Below are 19,719 nucleotides of genomic sequence, written 5' to 3' on the forward strand. Positions count from 1 at the left end.
GGGCCGCCAGCTGTCGCGGGGCAGTCATGTGTCAGACGACTCCGGAAGCGGCGGGTAGTTGTCGCTGATTCGGCGTGATGTTAGGTGAAGGGGACGTTGAGTTCGGCCAGCAGGTGGCGGACGCGTTCTTCGATGGTGTCGCGGATGGGCCGCACCGCTTCGACGTTCTGGCCAGCGGGGTCGGGAAGTTCCCAGTTTTCGTAGCGTTTCCCGGGGAAGATAGGGCAGGTGTCCCCGCAGCCCATGGTGATCACGACGTCGGCGGCTTGCATGATTTCGTCGGTCCAGGGTTTGGGGTATTCGACGGTGATGTCGATGCCGACTTCCTGCATGGCGGTGATGGCGGCGGGGTTGATCTCGTTGCCCGGCTCCGAGCCACCCGACCAGGCGGTGGCGTTGTCGCGGGCGAAGTGGGCGAAATACCCGAGTGCCATTTGCGAGCGGCCAGCGTTGTGGGTGCACAAGAACAGCACGGTGGGTTTGCCGTCGCTGACCTTGCCTTCCACTTTGGCCAGCGCGTGCAAACGTTGTCGGGCGAACCGTTCGGCCAACAGCGGCACGAAGTTCGTGATGGTGGCCTGACCGGCGAACCGGTCAAAAGAAGAGCGCAGGAACCGTTCGACGATCTCGGTGTCGAATGTGTCGGCGAATTCGGTCTCGAGTCGGGCGGCGGCGGGTTTGAGGGCCCGTGACAGGGCGTCTTGCAGTTGGTGAGTTACTGGGCATTCAGTCATTGCCGTATTCCGTTGTCGTGGTGGGCCGCTGCGTGATCGTGCCGGGTCCCGGTGGCAGTGGCGGTGAATCGGCGCCGTAGCGCCAGCGAGACGTAGACGAGGGCCACCAGCACCGGCACCTCGATCAGCGGTCCGACCACGCCGGCCAGTGCTTGGCCGGAGGTGGCGCCGTAGGTGGCGATGGCCACGGCGATGGCCAGTTCGAAGTTGTTACCGGCGGCGGTGAACGCCAGGGTGGTGGTGCGCTGATAGCCCAGACTCAGCACCGCTCCCAGTAGGTAGCCCCCACCCCACATCAACGCGAAGTAGGCCAGCAGCGGCACCGCGATGCGAACGACGTCCCACGGCCGGCTGGTGATCTGATCGCCTTGCAGCGCGAACAGGATCACGACGGTGAACAGCAATCCGTAGAGCGCCCACGGCCCTACCCTGGGCAGAAACCGGGTCTCATACCAGTCGCGGCCCTTGGTTTTCTCGCCGATGCGCCGCGAGAGGTATCCGGTCAGCAGGGGAATCCCGAGGAAGATCAGGACGGATTTGGCGATCTGCCACGGCGAAGTGCTGATGGTGGTCTGTTCTAGGCCCAGCCGGCCCGGCAACACCGACAGGTAGAACCAGCCCAGGATGGCGAACATTAGCACCTGGAAGATCGAGTTGAGCGCGACCAGCACGGCGGCGGCTTCGCGGTCTCCGCACGCCAGATCGTTCCAGATGATGACCATGGCGATGCAGCGGGCCAGTCCGACGATGATCAGCCCGGTGCGATATTCGGGCAGATCCGGCAGCAGCAGCCAGGCCAGGGCGAACATCAACGCCGGCCCTAAAACCCAGTTCAGCATCAGTGAGCTGACGAGCAGTTTGCGGTCTGCGGTGACGGTGTCGAGGCGGTCGTAACGCACCTTGGCTAACACGGGGTACATCATGACCAGCAGACCAAGTGCGATAGGTAGCGAAATGCCGTCCACCTGAACGCTTTCCACCGCGTTGTCCACCCCAGGGATGCAGCGGCCCAGTAGCAGGCCGGCGGCCATCGCCACCCCGATCCATACCGGCAAGAAGCGGTCCAGGGTGGACAGCTTGGGGGCCCCTGGCGGCGCAGCAGCGGTTACGAGGGTGTCGCTCACAGGTTCTCTCCCGAAGTTACGGTGGTGCGATTGCTCATGGTTTCAAAGTCAACGTCGGGCAGCGGGGTGTCCTCGATGGTGCCCTTGCGGAACTCGACGTTGATGACACTGGCTTTGGCCTTGTTCGCCTCCGCTAGAGCGAGCATCTCGTCGGTCATGTCGACGCCGTAGGCGAACCCGGTGGGCCCCGAGGTCGAGGACGCGTTCGCCGCCGCGCAACTCGGCGACCGCGGTCGGGTTGCCGCAGCCCAAGCTCGCCGCTACGGCGTCGGCGGGCAGCTCAGCGTGCACATCGGCACCGTAGAGGCCGGCGCTGAAGATGGTGCCGATGTGGGCCGCATCGCTGGACCCGCAGCAGCTGGCCGCGGTGAGCACCCCGCTGTCGGTGGCGCCGGAGCTGATCGCGGTGGCCGCGGTGCGGTAGCTGGCGCGAACCTGATCGCGCAGGCCGCCGTCTGAAGTCGCACTCATGGTGCCGCCCATTCCATCGACAGGTATCTATGTGAGAAAGGGTGCATTATTCATCGACGGTTGTCAATGCGTGTGTCATGCTGGGTTCATGCCCGCCATGATCGCGTCGTCGACGCAGCCCGATGGCTCAGTGCTGGTGGCCGATCTCCGTGCGTGCTGTCGGCCGATCACTGACACGGTGCTGGATGCGGCCGCCGCCGAGCCGTTGGCCGTTGTGCTGAAGGCGCTGGGCGAGCCGGCCCGGTTGCGGTTGGTGTCGCTGATCGCGGGCCATGAGGGCGCCGAAGCATGTGTGTGCGATCTGACCGCTCCGGTCGGGCTGTCCCAACCGACGGTGTCGCATCACCTCAAGGTGCTAGTCGAGGCCGGTCTGCTGCAACGCACCCAACGCGGCAAATGGGCATACTACCGGTTAGTGCCGGCGGCCCTCGATGCGCTGGCCGGCGTGTTCGCTCGTGCGGGCCGTCGCTGAGACGGGCTCACTTCGCCGGTCCGGTCTGTAACGCGGTTGCGGACTGTATTGGACCGTTACCAGCGTATGCTGCCTTCCGGCCGGCGCGAGCCTCACGTTGCTGGGGTGAACTGCGCGAGGTCATAGATGCCGAGCCTCCGCTCGATTCCGGCAACCCGGTCGACGATCTTGTCGAACCCGTCGTCGCCGAACAGTTGGTGTTCTGTGTTTTCGAAGTCCTCGCCGAGTGCGCCGTACTCCTGCCCGGAGACGATCGCGCGCAGCGCGGGGAACAACACGGTGTCCTCGCGTGCCTCATGCGGTTCGTACATCCGCGTGAACTGCCGCAGCAGGGTGCCGAGCTCGACCGCCGATTCGGGCGTCGACAATGTTTGCGCGGTGGCGAGATACCGAATCCGATCGGTCAGCCGCCGCCCCGCTTGGTGCTGCGCGCGAAGAACCTTGGTGAGATCGGTGAGCTGGCCGGCTTTCTCGAATCGGGGGAACAGGTAGTCCTCTTCTAGCTTCTCGTGATAGTCCTCGATGAACGTGCGGATGATGTCTGCGCTGTCAGCAACCGCGTCTGGGGGAAGGTCCTGTCTTGCATCGATGCGGCGGCCCGCCTCGTCGTAGACGAGCAGGACACGCTTGAGGACACCGTGCTCGCGCATCAGATCCTCACTTGGGGTCACCTCGTGCTCATCGTGCTCGTCGTGACCCTTGGCATCCGTTTCAGCGTCGCCGGCACACGCCGACGTCCACACGCCGACACCGGCCGCACCCAGCCCCGCAACGAACACACGCCGGTCGATCAGGCGCTTCGACGAGCCATTGACTGCCATCAGCTTCACCTTCCAGGCATCCATTAGCGACGTTTGTGCAGCGGCTGGCCCAGCGCTGCTCCTGGCAGCCTCAGCGTGACCGTTTCGGTAGAAATTCGGCTACGCACCACGGGCTCCACCGCCCCGTCCAACATATCGTAGAGCGATATCGGCCAACGATACGGACCCTTGATCACCAACCACGGCCCAGTAGTATCGTTGCTCGATATCGTATCTCGATATGAAAGGGTGATGTGGATGCGGGCGCAACCAGGTGAGCAGCGGGTGGGCCGGTTGACAGTATCGGTGTCGGCGGGCCGGGCCGCCCGGATGTTTGCGGCCGCGAACTGGCGCGAACCGCACAACGCCGGCGGTGGGGCGGTGTTCGCCGGCCGGGAGAATGCGATTCAGGAGAACCTGCCCGGTGAGCCGGATCCCGCGGATCCCCCGTCGGGGCGGTTCAACTTGGACGTGCACATCCACGACGCCGATTCCGGTCACCCGGTGCCCTATCTCGATGTGCGCTCGGATGTGAGCCGCAACGGCGCCGAGGTGTTCGCCGATCTGGAGATGGTGCCGGTCGCGCGCCCCCACAAGGGGGTAGCGGGTCTGCACTACGGCAACAACATCGCCCTCGACGCATCCGGCAGCTACCAGGTGGTGGTCACCATCGCGGCGTCGCCGCTGACCGGGACCGACTGTGACCAACGCTGTGCATTCAGCCTCGACCTGGACGGAGGGACATCCCGATGAGCGAGTTCGTGCGCGGCGCGATGCGGCTGCACATCTTGCACCACGCGGAGATGGCGCCGATCCAGAGCGCCTGGATGGCTGCCGAGCTGGCCCGCCACGGCCACGAGCTCAGCCCCGACACCCTGCCGTCGATGCTGTTTCGCATGCACGTCGACGACCTGCTGACCCCCGAACTGCAGATGGTCAACGGGTGCGCGCGACGGGTGTATGCGCTGACCCGGCGCGGGCGAGTGGTGTTGGAGCAGGAGTGCGCCGCGCTGGCTGTGCTGGCCCGCGAGGTCATCGGCCCCGAGGCGAGACGATAAGTACCGCGCACCCGGCGCTGGCGCGCCGCCTGGACACCGCCGACGCGGTGGTGATCGGGCTGGGGTCGATGATCGGAGCCGGAATCTTCGCCGCGTTGGGCCCGGCCGCCCACGCCGCTGGTTCCGGCCTGTTGATCGGGCTGGCGGTGGCGGCGGTGATCGCCTACTGCAACGCAACGTCGTCGGCGCGGCTGGCCGCACTGTATCCGGCATCCGGCGGCACCTATGTGTATGGGCGGATACGGCTCGGAGATTTCTGGGGGTATCTGGCGGGGTGGGGATTCGTCGTGGGTAAGACCGCGTCGTGCGCGGCGATGGCCCTCACCGTTGGCTCCTATGTGTGGCCGACGCAGGCCCACGCGATCGCCGCGGCGGCGGTGGCAGCACTGACGGCGGTCAACTACGCCGGCGTGCAAAAATCGGCGTGGCTGACCCGGGCCATCGTGGCGTTCGTGCTCGCGGTACTGGCCGCCGTGGTGGTCGCGGCACTGGGGTCGAGTGCCGCCACCGCACCCATGTGGGATCTCACGGGCGCCTCTGTCACTGGGGTGCTGCAGGCGGGCGGGCTGTTGTTCTTTGCGTTCGCCGGGTATGCGCGCATCGCCACGCTCGGTGAGGAAGTCCGCGACCCGGCGCGCACCATCCCCCGGGCGATCCCACTGGCACTGGGCCTCACGCTGGCCGTGTACGCGCTTGTCGCGGTGGCGGCGCTGGCGGTCCTGGGGCCGGCGCGGCTCGCCGTCACGACAACACCGCTATCGGAGGTCGTGCGTGATGCGGGGGTGGGTTGGCTGGTGCCCGTGGTGCGCATCGGCGCGGCGGTCGCGGCACTGGGGTCGCTACTGGCGCTGCTGTTGGGGGTGTCGCGCACCACGTTGGCCATGGCGCGCGACCGCCACTTGCCGCATCTGTTGGCCGCCGTTCATCCGAAAACCCTGGTGCCGCATCGTGCTGAGCTGCTCATCGGTACCGTGGCGGCGCTGTTGGCAGCGACCGCCGATGTGCGCAGCGCCATCGGATTTTCCTCGTTTGCGGTGTTGATCTACTACGCGATCGCCAACGTCTCCGCTCTCACGCTGGCCCCCAACGAACGCCGCCCGCCCCGTGTGATCCCGCTAATCGGAGTCATGGGGTGCGTAGTCCTGGCGTTCGCGCTGCCGCTCACCTCGGTGATCGCCGGGGCCGCGGTCCTCGGTGTCGGCATCCTGGCCTACGGATTGCGCCGCGCTTGGGGCGCGAACCAACGACGTCGCGCCGAATCCAGCGGCGGCCCGGCACCGCTGGCAGGCGGCGACTAGGCCGGGGCGATGCCGCCAAGCGGGCGCCGAGACCATGTATGAGACGAAAGGCACGCCTTATGGACCCACATAGTTCCTGGCTCATCCGGCTGACCGCGACCCGCGGGACCGCGGCGGTGCTGCTCATCCGGCTCTACGTCGGGCTGGTCTTCACCTGCGAAGGAGTATTGAAGTTTCTGCGGCCCGACGCCTTGGGAACCGGCCGCTTCGAGAAGGCTGGTATCCCCGCGCCCGGCTTCTTCGCACCCCTCGATGGCGTTTTCGAAATCACCTGTGGAGTGCTGATTCTCGCCGGGTTGCTGACGCGGCTGGCCGCCATCCCGATGGTCATCGACATGCTCGGCGCGCTACTGATCACCAAGATGCCCATCCTCTGGGGCCAGGCCGCGCTATTCGGTGCCCAACGCGGATGGTGGGACTTCATCCACGAATCCCGCGTCGACCTGGCCCAGCTGTGCGGCAGCGCATTTCTCCTCATCGTCGGCGCCGGCGCCATCTCCCTCGACACCCGGCTGTTCCCCGCCGCCGCGGGATGCCCCCGCCGGTAAGCCCCAACCCTGCTACCCGAGCAGCTCCCGCGCCAGCTCTTCCAACGCCTTGCGGTCTTGGCGCAGGGCGCGCTTTCCCGCCGGCGTTGCCCGGTACACCCGCCGGATCCGGCCATCGACCAACTGCTGCTCAGAAGTCAACAGCCCCTCGGACTCCAACCGATGCAGTGTCGGATACAACGTGCCGGGGCTGATCTCGTAGCCGTGGCGAGCCAACTCTTTGGCGATCCACGCCCCGTGGATCTCGTGCTCCGCCGCATGATGCAGGATGTGCAACCGGACCGCGCCCCGCTGAAATTCACGCATCACCCGCAACTCCTCGCAGCACAGTGACAAAGCCGATATCGGAACTCGATCCTATCCAGGCAGCTGCGCAGCCGCCGCAACTGCGCCTGTAAGCGCGTCGGCGACGCCGTGCACGACATGCGCCGACAGAACACCGCGACCACCATCGGCAACAACGTCTTGCTGGACCAATAGTTCAAGCGACCAGCGGCCACGGACTGCCTGCGGCCTTTTGCCGCCATATTCAGCCCCGTCGCCATCGCGCAAGACGGTCAACGACCGCAGCTGGCATCGCGTGTTCCTGTCTGGTGATGGGAGACGCCGCCGACGAGTGCGCGAGGAGTCAACGGTGGTCTTCCTCGTGCCCAGTGCTGCCGGTGCTGGCGTTGTGGCGCCAGCTGGCGGGCATCATCGGCACGATGGGGGTGGCGCCGAACGCGTCGCCAGCTAGAGTGGTCAATCCTGCCGACCGCGTGATCTTGGAATTGCCTGCTGTCCCAGCAAAGCCCAGCGCGCCGGCGTCCCGCTCAGAGACGGCCGTGGATGCGGCTGGCGCGTGGCTCGGCGGCGCGCCCCAGTCTGGGTCGACCGCGACGTTCATATCCGCGAACTCGTCGCCGTAGCCGTGCTGTGGGGCGCGCCGGCGTCGGCGCGCCCGCGCCTCTTGCCGCGCGGCGGCCGCGGCGGCGGCGGAATCGGGTTCGGGTGCTTTTCGTTTCGCGCCGGAGCTGGCGCGTGCATCCATGCCCGAGTCGTACCCGATGCCGGGACCGCCGCCGACGGCATAGGGATAGGCGAAACCCGGGGCGCCGGGCGCCGGTGGAGTCGGCGGCGGTGCGGGCGGGGCCGGTGCGGTGGGGGCGGCCGGCGCGGTGGGCGCCCCGGCGGGCGCTGCGACGACGGCTGCGGCCGGGGGGATCCCGGTTGCCGGCCATACGTGGGCGGGGATGGGCGCGGGGCCCGGGGTGGCGGCTGGCAGCCCTGCAGGGATCGCGGCCAGACCTGTCAGGCCCGCCAAACTGGTGACCGCCCCCAGGTTGGCGATCGTAAGGCTGAGCCCGACCCCCAGCAGCAGCGGGGACTGGGCCAGCCAGCTCAGCAGCTGGGGGCCGTGCACCGTCACGGTTTCCACGATGAAAAAAGTCAGGGTGGGCAGAAACTGCGCCGGGTTTGTCAGCAGCATGTTGCCCAGGTCTTGAAATTTCGCATTGAGTTCGACGGCTCGTACAAACCACCAGAGCGGGTCGGCTGGGTTCGTGTAGTCGTCGTAGGGGATTCCGTTGACGGTCTCGTTGGCGGGGTCCCACTTCACTCCCAGCTGCTGCAGGACCTGCTGCAGGATTCCCCGTGGCGGGTCGGCGCCGTTGGCGGGTTGAGTTGCCTCGTCAGATTTGAGGATCGGCGGTGCCGGCGTGGTCTGCGGGTTGGTCGCGACCGCCGCATCCGACACCGCCTGATAGCTGGTCATCGTGGTGGCCGCCTGAACCCACATCCGCGCATAGTCGGCCTCGTTCAGCGTGATCGGGATGGTGTTGATGCCAAAGAAATTGGTCGCCACCAACACCCCGTGCATGACGTGGTTGGCGGCCAGCTCGCCCGGTGTCGGCATCGCCGCCAACGCGGCGGTGTAGGCCGCGGCCACGGTCTCGTGCGCGGCGGCGGCTGCCGCGGCGTCGGCGCCGGCCCGGGTCAGCCACGCCAGATACCGCACATGTGCAGCAACGTAGGAGTGCGCGCTGGGCCCCTCCCACGCCCCGGCTTGCACCGCCCCGAGCACCGCCATGAGTTCGTATGCCGCCGAACCATATTCGGCGCTCAGAACGGACCACGCCGCCGCGGCCGCCGACAATGCGCCCGGGCCCGGGCCAGCACTGAGCAATGCCGAATGCACCTCCGGCGGCGACGCCATCCACACCGGCGCGCTCATCGAGCGCCGCCGCTCACCAACACCCGATCAGCGTCGGGCACACCGAGTTTGCACGCCATCACCGCAACTCCATCCGATCCGCGTCCGCACCCCCGATTCGGCCGCGCCAGCGGCGCAACCCGTGGAGTGTTAATGACAATCGTTTTCGACAAGGTTCGCGGCGACTGTAGCCGAACCTGCCGCGAATGAAAATCGTTTTCATCACGAATTCGGGGTGTCGACGATGCACCCGGCACCGCATGAGCGCTATGGGCGCGCCGATTGGCGTCGGCGGCAACCCAATCCGGGTACGCGCGATCACCGATGCCGCGGGCCGATGCGCCATGACGGATGGCGGCGCCGGCTGAGTCGGCCCGGACAGGACCGAAACAACCCCGTGCTTGCCGAGCCGACACCATCATGTGTACCCTCTGGGGGTATGGGGTACTTGCGGAAGTGGATGCGGGCGGATGCCCGCCGCATCCCCGCATGCATCCGGCCCCGGCTTCAGCTGGTAGCCGCGGTGATCGCGGCGCTGGGGATGCTGGCCATCGCCGCGCACTCCGACGTGCTCGCACCGGTATCGCCGCCTGCGCATCCCGCGCACACCGCGGTGTCCTCGGCGCTGGGTGGCCAGTTCACGATCACTATCGATCACCCGCACCTGGACAACGGCTCGGCGACCGCCGACCACGAGGCGTTCCCGGCGGCGATGCTGACCAAGTCGTCGTTCACCGCCGCCCTGGTGGCGTTGGGCCTGGTCGCGGTGCTGGTTGCCGCCGCAGGGTGGCTGACGCACCGTGCGGTGCTGGCCGGGCGCGGTCCGCCGCGCGGGCGCGCCGGTGTCCTTACGGGTCCCGATCTGTTGACCCGCCTCTGTCTTTCTCGTCGCTGACTGGTCAGCGCCAGGCTGTTGTGTCTTGTCACGACGGCTGGTGACCGCTGACCGGTATCCATGGCCGCGCCCTGTTCGTTGCGGCCGCACTAGCTGAAAGCGACGATCCGATGAACAATCTCTTGTCTTTGCACCCGTGCGAGCTTGCCGAGCTGCCCTTTGGGGCGCTCGACCTGCGCAGCTCCCGCCGACCCGCCCCCCTGGCGGGCGCCCCCCGGACCGCGGGCTGCCAACCCGCCCCCGCGCCGTCTCGCCGGCCGGGCGCCTTGGTCGGCAACACCCCGGTGCTGCGGATTTCGGCGCCGTTGACCGCCACCGATCGCGGGTTTTGGGCCAAACTCGAAGGCTTCAACCCGGGTGGGAGCATGAAAGACCGGCCTGCCCTGCACATGGTGGAACGCGCCCGTGCCCGCGGCGTGCTGCGGCCCGGTGCCCGCATCGTGGAGTCCACCAGCGGATCGCTCGGGTTGGGGCTGGCCCTGGCCGGGATGACCTATGGGCATCCGGTGACCGTGGTGACCGACCCGGGCATGGAGCCGATCGTGCAGAACATGCTGCGCGCCTATGGCGCCGACGTCGATCTGGTGTCCGAACCGCATCCGGTCGGCGGGTGGCAGCAGGCCCGCAAGGACCGGGTCACCCAGCTGCTGGCCGCCGACCCCGACGCGTGGTGCCCCGACCAGTACAGCAACCCCGACAACATCGACGCCTACCGGTCGCTGGCCCTGGAACTCGTCGACCAGCTCGGACGCATCGACGTGCTGGTGTGCTCGGTGGGCACCGGCGGGCATTCGGCCGGGGTGGCCCGGGTGTTGCGCGAGTTCAACCCGGACCTGAAGGTCATCGGCGTGGACACGATCGGCTCCACCATCTTCGGGCAGCCGGCCGCGAGCCGGTTGATGCGCGGGCTGGGCTCGAGTATCTATCCGCGCAATGTCGACTACCCGATGTTCGACGAGGTGCACTGGGTGGCCCCGGCCGAGGCGGTGTGGGCGGCCCGTTCCCTGGCGGCCACCCATCACGCCAGCGGCGGCTGGAGTGTGGGCGCGGTCGCGCTGGTGGCCGGTTGGGCGGCGCGCACCATGGCCGCCGACACCACCATCGCCGCGGTGTTTCCGGACGGCCCGCAACGCTACTTCGACACCATCTACAACGACGACTACTGCCGCGAACACGGCCTGCTCGATCACCTCCCGCCCGCCGAGCCGGCCGTCATCACCGACCCCACCCAGACGGTGGTGCAGTCCTGGACACGGTGCGCCACGGTCGTGGATCCGGCGAAAGCGGTGCGCCGATGACCTTGGTCGCCCGCTTCGCCAGCTTCGATGCGCCCGCCCGGGTGCTGATGATCAACCAGTTCGGCATCAACATCGGCTTCTACATGCTGATGCCGTATCTGGCCGGCTACCTGGCCGGCCCGCTGGGGCTGGCGGCGTGGGCGGTCGGGCTGGTGCTGGGGGTGCGCAACTTCTCCCAGCAGGGCATGTTCATCCTCGGCGGCACGCTGGCTGATCGGCTGGGCTACAAACCGCTGATCGTGGCCGGCTGTCTGCTGCGCACCGGCGGGTTCGCGCTGCTGGTGGTCGCCCACACGCTGCCCGCGCTGCTCATCGCCTCGGCCGCCACCGGTTTCGCCGGCGCGCTGTTCAACCCGGCGGTGCGCGCCTACCTGGCCGCCGACGCCGGCGAGCGCCGCGTCGAGGCATTCGCGATGTTCAACATCTTCTACCAGGCCGGCATCCTGGCCGGCCCGCTGGTCGGGCTCGCGCTGATGGCGGTGGACTTCCGGATCGCCGCGGCCGGTGCGGCGGTGGTGTTCGCCGCGTTGACGGTGGCGCAGCTGTGGGCGCTGCCGCAGCACGCCGCCGATCGGCCCGCGCAGCAGACCTCGGTCTTGAGCGATTGGCGGGCGGTTGCCGGGAACCGGTCGTTCCTATTGTTCGCCGCGGCGATGATCGGCTGCTATGTGCTGACGTTCCAGATCTATCTGGCCCTGCCGTTGCAGGCGTCGTGGCTGGCGCCGCGGTCCGCATCGGCGGTGGTCGCCGCGCTGTTCGTGGTGTCCGGCCTCGTCGCGGTGGCCGGACAGCTACGTATCACGCGCTGGTTCGCCGCCCGCTGGAGCCCGGGCCGGGCCCTGACGATCGGCATGGGCATCGTGGCGGCCTCCTTCGTGCCGCTGGTCGTGGTGCCCGACGCCCAGCGTTTCGGCACCGCCGTCGCGGTGGCCGCCTTGCTGGGATCGGCGGCGATGCTCGCCGTCGGCTCGGCCGCGGTGTTCCCGTTCGAAATGGACACCGTCGTCGCGCTGGCCGGGGGCCGGCTGGTGGCCACCCACTACGGGTTCTACAACACCATCGTCGGGATCGGCATCCTGGTCGGCAACCTGGCCACCGGCTCGATCCTGGGTGCCGCGCGAGAAATCGGCGCCAGCGCACTGGTCTGGGCAGCGCTGGTTCTCCTCGGCGCCCTCGCCGCCCTGGCCCTGCATCGCCTCGACCGCGGACACCACCTCGCAGCTCGCGACACCGCCGCCGAGCCGCCCGCCCAGCCGGTCAGGCGCTAAACCATGAACGGGCCGAACCCGACCAGCCGCCGCGAGGCGCCCCGACCCGCACGGATGCGGCCGCTGATCGCGGCGGCGGGTATCGCGGCGGTGGTCGTGCTGGCGGTGTTGGGCGCCGCCCATTGCGGGCTGCCGGGATCGCGGCCGGCCACGCCGCGCCCGCCGCAGCCGGTGCTGGTGTCGGTGGACAGCCCGGTCGCGGCCACCGGTGAGCAGCCGCACCTGGATAACCGTTCGGCATCGGTATGCCATAAGGCGTTCACGGCCGCGGTGCTGCCGCAATCGGTGTCGGCGCCGCCCGCCGCGCAGGGTGTGGTCGTGGCCGTGGTCGCCCTGTCCGGCCGGTGGGCACCACACGTCGCCGCGGCCGGGCGCGGCCCTCCGCCTGGGCCTGCGGCACCCCTGGCGGGCCGGGATCGTTTGACCTGGTTCGGCGTGGCGCGTCGCTGAGCCGTCCACGCCTGGCTCGCATGCCACTGACATGACGGCCGGGCAGCGCCCGCCCGCACACGCGGGGCCGCCCCACACACCGCGACCACCGTGTCCGACACCGTTTCGGATCCAGCGCAGCGCACGCCAGGGGTGGCCAGCCGGCCAAGCGTCTGCACGGCGCGGCCGCGCCGGTGGCCTGACTCGGTTCGTCGGCCGGCGCCGGGCATCGGGCCGCTACGCATCCACCAACCTCGTCGCAACCAGCCAGTCAAGTGAAGGTCAAGAACATGGATTTCGGGGCGCTCCCACCGGAGATCAATTCCGCCAGAATGTATTCCGGCCCCGGCGCGGGGCCGATGCTGGCCGCCGCGGCGGGCTGGGACACGCTGGCCGCCGACGTGTATTCTACGGCGGCCTCCTACGCATCGGTGGTGTCCGCGCTGACCGGCGGGCCGTGGCAGGGGGCGGGGTCGGTGTCGATGGCGGCCGCCGCCGGCGGCTATGTGGGGTGGCTGCAGGCCACCGCCGCACAGGCCGAGCAGGCGGCGGCGCAGGCCCGGGCCATGGTCGCCGCCTATGAGACGGCGCGCGCGATGACGGTGCCGCCGCCGCTGATCGCGGCCAACCGCAGCCTGCTGGCCTCGCTGGTCGCAACCAACTTGCTCGGACAGAACACGCCGGCGATCGCGGCCACCGAAGGGCTCTACGCCGAAATGTGGGCCCAGGACGCCGCCGCGATGTACGGCTATGCGGGCGCCGCGGCCAGCGCATCCACCCTGACCCCGTTCACCGCACCACCGGCCACCACCACGGCAGCCGGGCCGGCCGGGCACGCCGCCGCGGCCGCCCAGGCCACCGGCACGTCGGCCGCGACCAACACCCAGGCGGTGTTGTCGCAGGCGGTGTCGGCGATGCCCACCGCGCTGCAACAGCTCGCCTCACCGCTGTCGTCGGGCACGTCGTCGCTGCCGTCGCTCAACGAATCCCTGAGCTCGATCAGTCCGGCGTTGTCGATGACCAGTTCGGCCGGCTGGATATCGAGTGCGCTGCTGTCCAACGCCAACCAGCTCAAGTCGCTGCTGCCGGCCGCCGCCAGCACCGCGGCGCCCGGATCGGGTCTGTCCGGCGCGCTGGCGTCGGGTGCGACGACAGGACTCGGTACGGGCGCGCTAGGGGGTGGTGTGAACGCCGCCGGCATGGCGCCCTTCGCCGGTGTCGGCCAGGCGACCCCGATCGGTGCCCTGTCGACGCCGCCGACCTGGGCGGCCACCGCCACCGGGATCAGCCCCGCCCCCGCCACGCTGTCCGGCGCCGCGGTGTCCGCTGCCACGGCAGGCACGGGTGAGCCGGCGAACCTGCTCGGGGCGGCACCGCTGACCGGCCCGGTTGCCCGCCCGGTGGACCCGGCTGCGGCCCGACCCGAATTCCGTCTCCCGGCACCCAAGGTGCTGCCGGACTCGCCGGCAATCGGATGATCAGACACGCCCCCGCCGAATGTTCTCAGCTGAGCGCTAGAGCATCACCGCGAACATGGCGGCGAAGCCGGCGGCCATCAGCCCCTGAGACAGCGGGCCCACGGGCGAATCCTGCGCGGCCGGCAAGGCACGGTTGGCCCGGCGTTGCGCGACATAGCGGTACAGCCAGTACAGTGCCGCGACGCTGAATCCGGCGGCGGCGATCCCATTGACACCGCTGACCCACCCGGGTTGTGCTGCGGCCGAGGGCATCTGCGACCCGGCCATGTCCATCCCGGCCATGTCCATGCCGGGCGCGCCGGCATGGCCGTGATGGGGGTCCGGGGCGTGCTGGCCGGTCATACCGCCAGCCATCACCGCATACATCCACACCATCGCCGAGGACATGGCGGCGTTGTAGCCATTGGTCAGCCGTGCCGCGACACCGCACGACGCGCGGGCCATCGCATACATGAACCAGAACGTTGTGAGCAGGAAAAAGGCCATCGGAGCGGTCACCGGCAGACCGGTTCCGGCCGGCCAGGCCATCACAATCATGGCCACCGACATCACCACGTGCACCAGGTGATTGACCGTGCAGGTCCATCGGTCGCGTTGTGCGGCAAGCAGATAGACGTAGCCGGCGGTACTGGCCAGGAACAGGGCGGTGACGATCCACCGCAGCGCGAGGTTGTCGATCACGAAACGAGAACCCGCCCCCCGGCCAACCCCATGGGCGCCGCCATCGGCGGGTAGCCCGCTCGTTGACAGCCGCACCCGGGCGGTGTCGCGTACCGGGCTGGTCGATGCGCGGTCTGCACTAAGCCTGCCTTAGGGATTCGTCGGCCGATTCCTCACCCAGCCGGTGACCAGCCCACGACGCGTGTTTTCCGGGCTGCGTGCCCGAGTACCGGCACCTACCATCGGTGGGCCGAGCAGTGGGCAGCGGGTGATCGAGCACGCACTCGCCGCGGCCGAGGCGTTCGTGTGCCTCAAGGCCGTTGCGGGGTAAGAGAATACGGCCAGGCAACGCGTTAGCCGCGACCGGCAATGGCGGTCGCGGCTAAGCGCCACGGGTTAGTTGTTACAGGTGCACGCGGGGTTGCCGCACTGGCAGCCGGGGCCTTGGGTGCACGCGGCGTCGCCGCAGTTGCAGGTCCCGGACTTACAGCAGGTGGCTTCGGTTTCTTTGGTCTCATTCATGACGCTGACCATACCCCGGTAGGGTAACTAGCGTCAAGGGTTTGTTGGCGTTTTCGTCCGGCTGGATCCCGGCGTGGTGGTCAGGAGCGGACGAGGCGCGCGATGGCCGCCGAGGCTTCGGCGAGTTTCCCCGACGCCTCGTCGCCGCCCTGGGCGACGGCCCGGGTCACGCAGTTCTCCAGGTGCTCGTCGAGCAGATTCAGCGCCACCGACCGCATCGCGCTGTTGACCGCGCTGATCTGGGTCAGCACGTCGATGCAGTATTTGTCGTCCTCGATCATCTTCGCGATGCCGCGGACCTGGCCCTCGATGCGACGCAGGCGTTTGGCGTAGTTGTCCTTCTGCTGCGCATACCCGCGTTCGGTTGTCATCGAGCCTCCAGCCGTTGCGTCGGTGGGTCCATCGCGGCCATCTCGCGTGCGCCCCGGCGACGGCCGATCACCCACCCTGGCACGGGGGGCACCGGCCATGGGTGTCTCCCCTGTACGCGCAGGGTATCGGTGGCTGTCACGCCGCCATCCTACCTACCCTGCGGGGGTACATACGGTGAGTTGGCGGCCGGACGTCAGTGCTGGTCGCCCTCGCCGCGTTCGATGGCCTCGGCGGCCTTGCGGGCGCCGATCAGCACCGGGTCCCAGACCGGGGAGAACGGTGGCGCGTAGGACAGGTCGAGGCCGGTCATCTCCTGCACGGTCATCTCGTTCCACAGCGCGACCGCCAGGGCGTCGATGCGTTTGGCGGCGTTTTCGGCGCCGACGATCTGGGCGCCGAGCAGCGTGCCGGAGCGGCATTCGGCGATGATCTTGGTCTTGATCGGCGCCGCGCCGGGGTAGTAGCCGGCGCGGGTGGTGGAGTCGACCACGCTGGCCGGGTGGGCGAATCCGGCCTGGGTCGCTTCGTGTTCACCTAGGCCGGTGCGGGCCACCTCGATGCCGCAGATCTTGGTCACCGCGGTTCCCAGCACGCCGGGAAAGGTGGCGTAGCCGCCTCCGATGTTGATGCCGGCGAGCCGGCCCTGCTTGTTGGCGTGGGTGCCCAGCGCAATGTGCACGCCGCGCCGCGAGACGCGGTGAAAGGTCTGCACGCAGTCCCCGACCGCCCAGATTCCGTCGTGGCCGGTGCGCATGCGCCGGTCGGTGACAATCCCACCAGTGGCCCCGGTCGGGATCCCGGCCGCGGCCGCGAGCTCGGTGTTGGGGCGCACGCCCAGGCCCAGCACCACCAGGTCGGCGGGCAGTGTTGCCGTCTCGGTGACGACGGCACGCACCCGGCCGGCGGCGGTGTCGAAGCCGACGACCCGCTCACCCAGGTGCAGGCTGATGCCGATCCGGCGCATCGCGTCGGCCAGTGGGGACCCCATGTCCGGGTCCAGGGTGGCCATCGGCTGCACGCCGCGGTCCACCACAGCGACCTGCACACCCTGGTGGACCAGTGCCTCGGCCATCTCCAGGCCGATGTAACCGGCGCCGACCACCACCGCGGTGCGGGGCTGCTCGGCCAGGGCGCGGCGTAACGCCAGGCCGTCATCCAGGGTCTGCACCCCGTAGATCCCGGCCGCCTCAGCACCCGGGATCGCCGGGCGCACCGGCACCGCCCCGGTGGCGATCACCAGCTGGTCGAAACCCTCCCAGCACTGGGCGCCACCGGCCCGATCACGCACGCGCACCGCGCGCCGGTCGCCGTCGATCTCGGTCACCTCGTGCCCGAGCCGGGCATCGATCGCAAACGTGTCGCGGAAGGCCGCCGGGCTGCGGGCGATCAGCGCGTCCAGCTCGCCGACAGTACCGCCGACGAAGTACGGGATGCCGCAGGCCGAATAGGAGGTGTAGTGGCCGCGCTCGAACGCGACGATCTCCAGGTCGTCGGGGGCCCGTCGCCGCCGGGCCTGCGATGCCGCGCTCATGCCGGCCGCGTCCGCGCCGATCACCACCAACCGCTCCCTCATCGACGCCCCTGCCCGGTTTCCGCGGTCGGCGGCGCAACCCTCATGCCGCGGGGTCCCTCAGGCGCTGGGTGCGCAGCCGCAGCGCGTTGGCGATCACGCTGACCGAGGACAGCGACATGGCGGCGGCGGCGATCATCGGAGACAGCAGCAGCCCCAACGCGGGGTAGAGCACCCCGGCGGCGATCGGGATACCGACAGCGTTGTAGACGAACGCGAAGAACAGGTTTTGCCGGATATTGGCCACGGTCATCTGGGACAGTTCCCGGGCGCGCACGATGCCGGTGAGGTCACCGTGCAGCAGGGTGACCCCGGCGCTTTCCATCGCCACATCGGTGCCCCCGCCCATCGCCAGCCCGACATCGGCGGCGGCCAGCGCAGGGGCATCGTTGACGCCGTCGCCGGCCATGGCCACGATGTGTCCTTGCTCGCGCAGCTGCGTGACGACGTTGGCCTTCTGGTCGGGCAGCACCTCGGCTTCGACCCGGTCGATTCCGAGGCGGCGGGCGACCGCCTCGGCGGTGACCCGGTTGTCGCCGGTCAGCATGACAACCTCGATGCCGTCGCGGCGCAGCGCGGCCAGTGCGGCCGGGGTGCTCGCCTTCTCCGGGTCGGCGATGGCGAAGACACCGGCCGCCCGCCCATCCACCCCAAGGTAGATCGCGGTGGCGCCATCGGCGCGCAGCCGGTGTGCGTCGGCTTCCAGCACACCGACCTCGATCCGGTGCGAGGACAGGAACGCGGCGTTGCCCAGCACGACGGTGCGGCCGTCGACGACACCGACCACGCCGCGGCCCGACGGGGCATCGAAGTCCTCGACGTCGGGGATGGCGACCCCCTGCTCTGCGGCGGCGACGACGACGGCACGGGCCAGCGGATGCTCGGAGGCCTGCTCGACCGCGGCGGCCAGCCGCAGCATCTCGGCGGAGTCGAAGCCAGATGCGGCCACGGTGTCGGTCACCGCGGGACGGCCTTCGGTCAGCGTCCCGGTCTTGTCCACGACCAGGGTGGTCACCTTCTCCATGCGTTCGAGTGCTTCGGCGTTCTTGATCAGCACGCCCAACCGGGCGCCGCGGCCCACCCCGACCATGATCGACATCGGGGTGGCCAGCCCCAGCGCACACGGGCACGCGATGATCAACACCGCCACCGCGACGATCAGGGCGTGCGCCAGCTTCGGGTCGGGACCCAACAAGCCCCACACCAGGAACGCGATCACCGCGACGGCGATGACGACCGGAACAAACACCCCGGAGACCCGGTCGGCGATCCGCTGGATCGGGGCGCGGGAGCGCTGCGCGTCGGCGACCATGGCCACGATCCGCGCCAGCATGGTGTCACGGCCGACCTTTTCCGCGCGCATCACCAGCCCACCGGTGGAGTTGATGGTGCCGCCGATGACGGGGTCCCCGGCGGTCTTGGTGACCGGCATCGATTCACCCGTCACGACCGACTCGTCGACCGCCGACGTGCCGTCCTGCACGGTGCCGTCCACGGGCACCCGCTCCCCGGGCCGCACGCGCAACCGGTCACCGATCTGCACGGCTTCCAGGCCGATCTCCTCCTCGGCGCCGTCCGCACCGATCCGCCGCGCGGTCTTGGGGGCCAGCTTCAGCAAGGCCTTGATCGCACCGGAGGTCTGCTCGCGCGCCCGCAGCTCCAGCACCTGCCCGAGCAGCACCAGCACAGTGATAACAGCCGCCGCCTCGAAGTAGACCTCCACGGCGCCCATGCTCCGAAACGAGTCGGGGAAGATGCCGGGCGCCACGGTGGCCACCACACTGAACAGCCAGGCCACACCGGTACCCATGGCGATGAGGGTGAACATGTTCAGGCTGCGCGAGCGCACCGAGGCCCAACCCCGCACGAAGAACGGCCAGCCCGCCCACACCACCACCGGCGTGGCCAACACCAGCTGGATCCATGCCGAGGCCGACCCCGAGATCACGTCGGGAACCCAGCCGAACAGATGACCACCCATCGCCAGCACGAACACCGGCACCGCCAACCCAAGCCCCACCCAGAAACGCCGGGTCATATCGGCCAGCTCGTGACTGGGGCCGGTATCGGCGGTGACCACGACCGGCTCCAGCGCCATCCCGCAGATCGGGCACGATCCCGGGCCGGGCTGGCGGATCTCCGGGTGCATCGGGCAGGTGTACTCCGCAACCTGCCCGTCGCCCTCGCGGTCAACGTCCGCCTCGGGCCCCGCCTGCCCGCCACGCCGGTGATGGTCATGGCAGCTGGGCGCTGCGCTGTACCGATCGGGCTCGGCCGCAAACCGCGCACGGCATTGCTGGGAGCAGAAGACATAGCGATGTCCGTCGTGCTCGGCGGCAATACCGGTGTCGGCGTCGGCGGTCATGCCGCATACCGGGTCGGTGGCGGCGGATCGCGTCGGGGTTCTCGGGTCGTCGATGGGGCTACTCACACCTCACACTATACCCCATAGGGGTATAGTGCTTCAAGGTTTGGGCCCGCGGCGCGCGGGCTTTGTCCATGCCTACCCGGCGGCCTACCCGGGCCCTACC

Annotated in this window: 20 protein-coding genes and 2 pseudogenes; 11 read left to right on the forward strand and 11 right to left on the reverse strand. The window is 69.2% G+C overall.

All coding sequences use genetic code 11. The features are described 5' to 3' along the window. Positions 1 to 80: 80 nt before the first annotated feature. From AC5Y36_RS00145 to AC5Y36_RS00160, 4 genes and pseudogenes are all read right to left on the reverse strand, one after another. A complete protein-coding gene (locus tag AC5Y36_RS00145; protein WP_500039109.1) occupies positions 81 to 560 on the reverse strand; it encodes an arsenate reductase ArsC in 480 nt (159 codons plus the stop codon). A 9-nt stretch (positions 561 to 569) separates the two neighbouring features. Then, positions 570 to 629, reverse strand: a pseudogene (locus AC5Y36_RS00150) (hypothetical protein); the annotation flags it as partial. 12 nt (positions 630 to 641) lie between these two features. Further along, positions 642 to 1,858, reverse strand: a pseudogene (arsB, locus tag AC5Y36_RS00155) (ACR3 family arsenite efflux transporter); the annotation flags it as partial. Continuing rightward, on the reverse strand, positions 1,855 to 2,016 hold the full coding sequence (locus AC5Y36_RS00160) for a hypothetical protein (protein ID WP_500038844.1): 162 nt from the start codon (positions 2,014 to 2,016) through the stop codon (positions 1,855 to 1,857). The pseudogene arsB and the gene AC5Y36_RS00160, both read right to left, overlap by 4 nt. A gap of 22 nt (positions 2,017 to 2,038) precedes the next feature. On the opposite strand from AC5Y36_RS00160, the gene AC5Y36_RS00165 reads away from it, so the two are divergent. After that, on the forward strand, positions 2,039 to 2,317 hold the full coding sequence (locus AC5Y36_RS00165) for a hypothetical protein (protein ID WP_500038845.1): 279 nt from the start codon (positions 2,039 to 2,041) through the stop codon (positions 2,315 to 2,317). A gap of 100 nt (positions 2,318 to 2,417) precedes the next feature. Further along, entirely contained in the window at positions 2,418 to 2,801 is a 384-nt protein-coding gene (locus AC5Y36_RS00170; RefSeq protein WP_500038846.1) for an ArsR/SmtB family transcription factor, read from the forward strand. 92 nt (positions 2,802 to 2,893) lie between these two features. Here the strand turns inward: AC5Y36_RS00170 and AC5Y36_RS00175 are convergent, their stop codons facing one another. Then, on the reverse strand, positions 2,894 to 3,646 hold the full coding sequence (locus tag AC5Y36_RS00175; protein WP_500038847.1) for a hemerythrin domain-containing protein: 753 nt from the start codon (positions 3,644 to 3,646) through the stop codon (positions 2,894 to 2,896). A 213-nt stretch (positions 3,647 to 3,859) separates the two neighbouring features. On the opposite strand from AC5Y36_RS00175, the gene AC5Y36_RS00180 reads away from it, so the two are divergent. Genes AC5Y36_RS00180 through AC5Y36_RS00195 form a run of 4 tightly spaced genes read left to right on the forward strand, consistent with a single transcriptional unit; the run spans position 3,860 to position 6,505 of the window. Further along, the gene (locus AC5Y36_RS00180) at positions 3,860 to 4,354 is read left to right on the forward strand and encodes an iron transporter (protein ID WP_500038848.1); all 495 of its coding nucleotides are present in this window, start codon (positions 3,860 to 3,862) and stop codon (positions 4,352 to 4,354) included. Continuing rightward, the gene (locus tag AC5Y36_RS00185; RefSeq protein WP_500038849.1) at positions 4,351 to 4,659 is read left to right on the forward strand and encodes an Rv3488 family transcriptional regulator; all 309 of its coding nucleotides are present in this window, start codon (positions 4,351 to 4,353) and stop codon (positions 4,657 to 4,659) included. The genes AC5Y36_RS00180 and AC5Y36_RS00185 overlap by 4 nt, the downstream gene beginning before the upstream one ends. Next, positions 4,656 to 5,957, forward strand: coding sequence for an APC family permease (locus AC5Y36_RS00190; RefSeq protein WP_500039110.1), 1,302 nt, complete (start codon positions 4,656 to 4,658; stop codon positions 5,955 to 5,957). The genes AC5Y36_RS00185 and AC5Y36_RS00190 overlap by 4 nt, the downstream gene beginning before the upstream one ends. A 59-nt stretch (positions 5,958 to 6,016) precedes the next feature. Continuing rightward, positions 6,017 to 6,505 carry a DoxX family protein gene (locus AC5Y36_RS00195; RefSeq protein WP_500038850.1) on the forward strand — a complete coding sequence of 163 codons (489 nt, stop codon included), beginning with the start codon at positions 6,017 to 6,019 and terminating at the stop codon, positions 6,503 to 6,505. A gap of 12 nt (positions 6,506 to 6,517) precedes the next feature. Here AC5Y36_RS00195 and AC5Y36_RS00200 read toward each other — a convergent pair whose 3' ends face one another. Next, positions 6,518 to 6,811, reverse strand: coding sequence for an Rv3488 family transcriptional regulator (locus tag AC5Y36_RS00200; protein WP_500039111.1), 294 nt, complete (start codon positions 6,809 to 6,811; stop codon positions 6,518 to 6,520). A 322-nt stretch (positions 6,812 to 7,133) separates the two neighbouring features. After that, positions 7,134 to 8,717: a PPE family protein gene (locus tag AC5Y36_RS00205; protein WP_500038851.1), complete on the reverse strand. Its 1,584-nt coding sequence runs from the start codon at positions 8,715 to 8,717 to the stop codon at positions 7,134 to 7,136. Between the two features lie 418 nt (positions 8,718 to 9,135). Between AC5Y36_RS00205 and lpqS (AC5Y36_RS00210) the strand changes: the two genes are divergently transcribed. The 5 genes from lpqS (AC5Y36_RS00210) to AC5Y36_RS00230 all read left to right on the forward strand — a co-directional run bounded on the left by lpqS (AC5Y36_RS00210) (position 9,136) and on the right by AC5Y36_RS00230 (position 14,064). Then, positions 9,136 to 9,591, forward strand: coding sequence for a putative copper homeostasis (lipo)protein LpqS (gene lpqS / locus AC5Y36_RS00210; protein WP_500038852.1), 456 nt, complete (start codon positions 9,136 to 9,138; stop codon positions 9,589 to 9,591). A gap of 110 nt (positions 9,592 to 9,701) precedes the next feature. Next, the gene (locus AC5Y36_RS00215; RefSeq protein WP_500038853.1) at positions 9,702 to 10,889 is read left to right on the forward strand and encodes a PLP-dependent cysteine synthase family protein; all 1,188 of its coding nucleotides are present in this window, start codon (positions 9,702 to 9,704) and stop codon (positions 10,887 to 10,889) included. Beyond that, positions 10,886 to 12,157 (forward strand): MFS transporter, encoded by a 1,272-nt coding sequence (locus tag AC5Y36_RS00220; protein ID WP_500038854.1) that lies wholly within the window; start codon positions 10,886 to 10,888, stop codon positions 12,155 to 12,157. The genes AC5Y36_RS00215 and AC5Y36_RS00220 overlap by 4 nt, the downstream gene beginning before the upstream one ends. Before the next feature lie 3 nt (positions 12,158 to 12,160). Next, positions 12,161 to 12,607 (forward strand): putative copper homeostasis (lipo)protein LpqS, encoded by a 447-nt coding sequence (lpqS, locus tag AC5Y36_RS00225; protein ID WP_500038855.1) that lies wholly within the window; start codon positions 12,161 to 12,163, stop codon positions 12,605 to 12,607. 269 nt (positions 12,608 to 12,876) lie between these two features. Then, positions 12,877 to 14,064 carry a PPE family protein gene (locus AC5Y36_RS00230; protein ID WP_500038856.1) on the forward strand — a complete coding sequence of 396 codons (1,188 nt, stop codon included), beginning with the start codon at positions 12,877 to 12,879 and terminating at the stop codon, positions 14,062 to 14,064. 36 nt (positions 14,065 to 14,100) lie between these two features. On the opposite strand, the gene AC5Y36_RS00235 is transcribed toward AC5Y36_RS00230, so the two are convergent. From AC5Y36_RS00235 to AC5Y36_RS00250, 4 genes are all read right to left on the reverse strand, one after another. Next, complete coding sequence (locus AC5Y36_RS00235) at positions 14,101 to 14,745, reverse strand: DUF5134 domain-containing protein (protein WP_500038857.1); 645 nt, start codon at positions 14,743 to 14,745, stop codon at positions 14,101 to 14,103. Between the two features lie 581 nt (positions 14,746 to 15,326). After that, positions 15,327 to 15,617 (reverse strand): copper-sensing transcriptional repressor RicR, encoded by a 291-nt coding sequence (gene ricR, locus AC5Y36_RS00240; RefSeq protein ID WP_500038858.1) that lies wholly within the window; start codon positions 15,615 to 15,617, stop codon positions 15,327 to 15,329. 194 nt (positions 15,618 to 15,811) lie between these two features. Next, positions 15,812 to 17,191 (reverse strand): FAD-dependent oxidoreductase, encoded by a 1,380-nt coding sequence (locus AC5Y36_RS00245; RefSeq protein ID WP_500038859.1) that lies wholly within the window; start codon positions 17,189 to 17,191, stop codon positions 15,812 to 15,814. Between the two features lie 40 nt (positions 17,192 to 17,231). Then, positions 17,232 to 19,619 carry a heavy metal translocating P-type ATPase gene (locus tag AC5Y36_RS00250; protein ID WP_500038860.1) on the reverse strand — a complete coding sequence of 796 codons (2,388 nt, stop codon included), beginning with the start codon at positions 19,617 to 19,619 and terminating at the stop codon, positions 17,232 to 17,234. Positions 19,620 to 19,719: the final 100 nt, after the last annotated feature.

The organism is Mycobacterium sp. NGS50 (assembly GCF_059812545.1).

Coding starts and splice junctions, on each gene's coding strand:
- ricR (WP_500038858.1), bottom strand. CDS start 15,617: ATGACAACCGAACGCGGGTATGCGCAGCAGAAGGACAACTACGCCAAA.
- AC5Y36_RS00220 (WP_500038854.1), top strand. CDS start 10,886: ATGACCTTGGTCGCCCGCTTCGCCAGCTTCGATGCGCCCGCCCGGGTG.
- AC5Y36_RS00205 (WP_500038851.1), bottom strand. CDS start 8,717: ATGAGCGCGCCGGTGTGGATGGCGTCGCCGCCGGAGGTGCATTCGGCA.
- AC5Y36_RS00175 (WP_500038847.1), bottom strand. CDS start 3,646: ATGGATGCCTGGAAGGTGAAGCTGATGGCAGTCAATGGCTCGTCGAAG.
- AC5Y36_RS00230 (WP_500038856.1), top strand. CDS start 12,877: ATGGATTTCGGGGCGCTCCCACCGGAGATCAATTCCGCCAGAATGTAT.
- lpqS (WP_500038855.1), top strand. CDS start 12,161: ATGAACGGGCCGAACCCGACCAGCCGCCGCGAGGCGCCCCGACCCGCA.
- AC5Y36_RS00200 (WP_500039111.1), bottom strand. CDS start 6,811: ATGCGTGAATTTCAGCGGGGCGCGGTCCGGTTGCACATCCTGCATCAT.
- lpqS (WP_500038852.1), top strand. CDS start 9,136: ATGGGGTACTTGCGGAAGTGGATGCGGGCGGATGCCCGCCGCATCCCC.
- AC5Y36_RS00180 (WP_500038848.1), top strand. CDS start 3,860: ATGCGGGCGCAACCAGGTGAGCAGCGGGTGGGCCGGTTGACAGTATCG.
- AC5Y36_RS00185 (WP_500038849.1), top strand. CDS start 4,351: ATGAGCGAGTTCGTGCGCGGCGCGATGCGGCTGCACATCTTGCACCAC.
- AC5Y36_RS00170 (WP_500038846.1), top strand. CDS start 2,418: ATGCCCGCCATGATCGCGTCGTCGACGCAGCCCGATGGCTCAGTGCTG.
- AC5Y36_RS00245 (WP_500038859.1), bottom strand. CDS start 17,191: ATGAGGGAGCGGTTGGTGGTGATCGGCGCGGACGCGGCCGGCATGAGC.
- AC5Y36_RS00160 (WP_500038844.1), bottom strand. CDS start 2,016: ATGACCGACGAGATGCTCGCTCTAGCGGAGGCGAACAAGGCCAAAGCC.
- AC5Y36_RS00215 (WP_500038853.1), top strand. CDS start 9,702: ATGAACAATCTCTTGTCTTTGCACCCGTGCGAGCTTGCCGAGCTGCCC.
- AC5Y36_RS00195 (WP_500038850.1), top strand. CDS start 6,017: ATGGACCCACATAGTTCCTGGCTCATCCGGCTGACCGCGACCCGCGGG.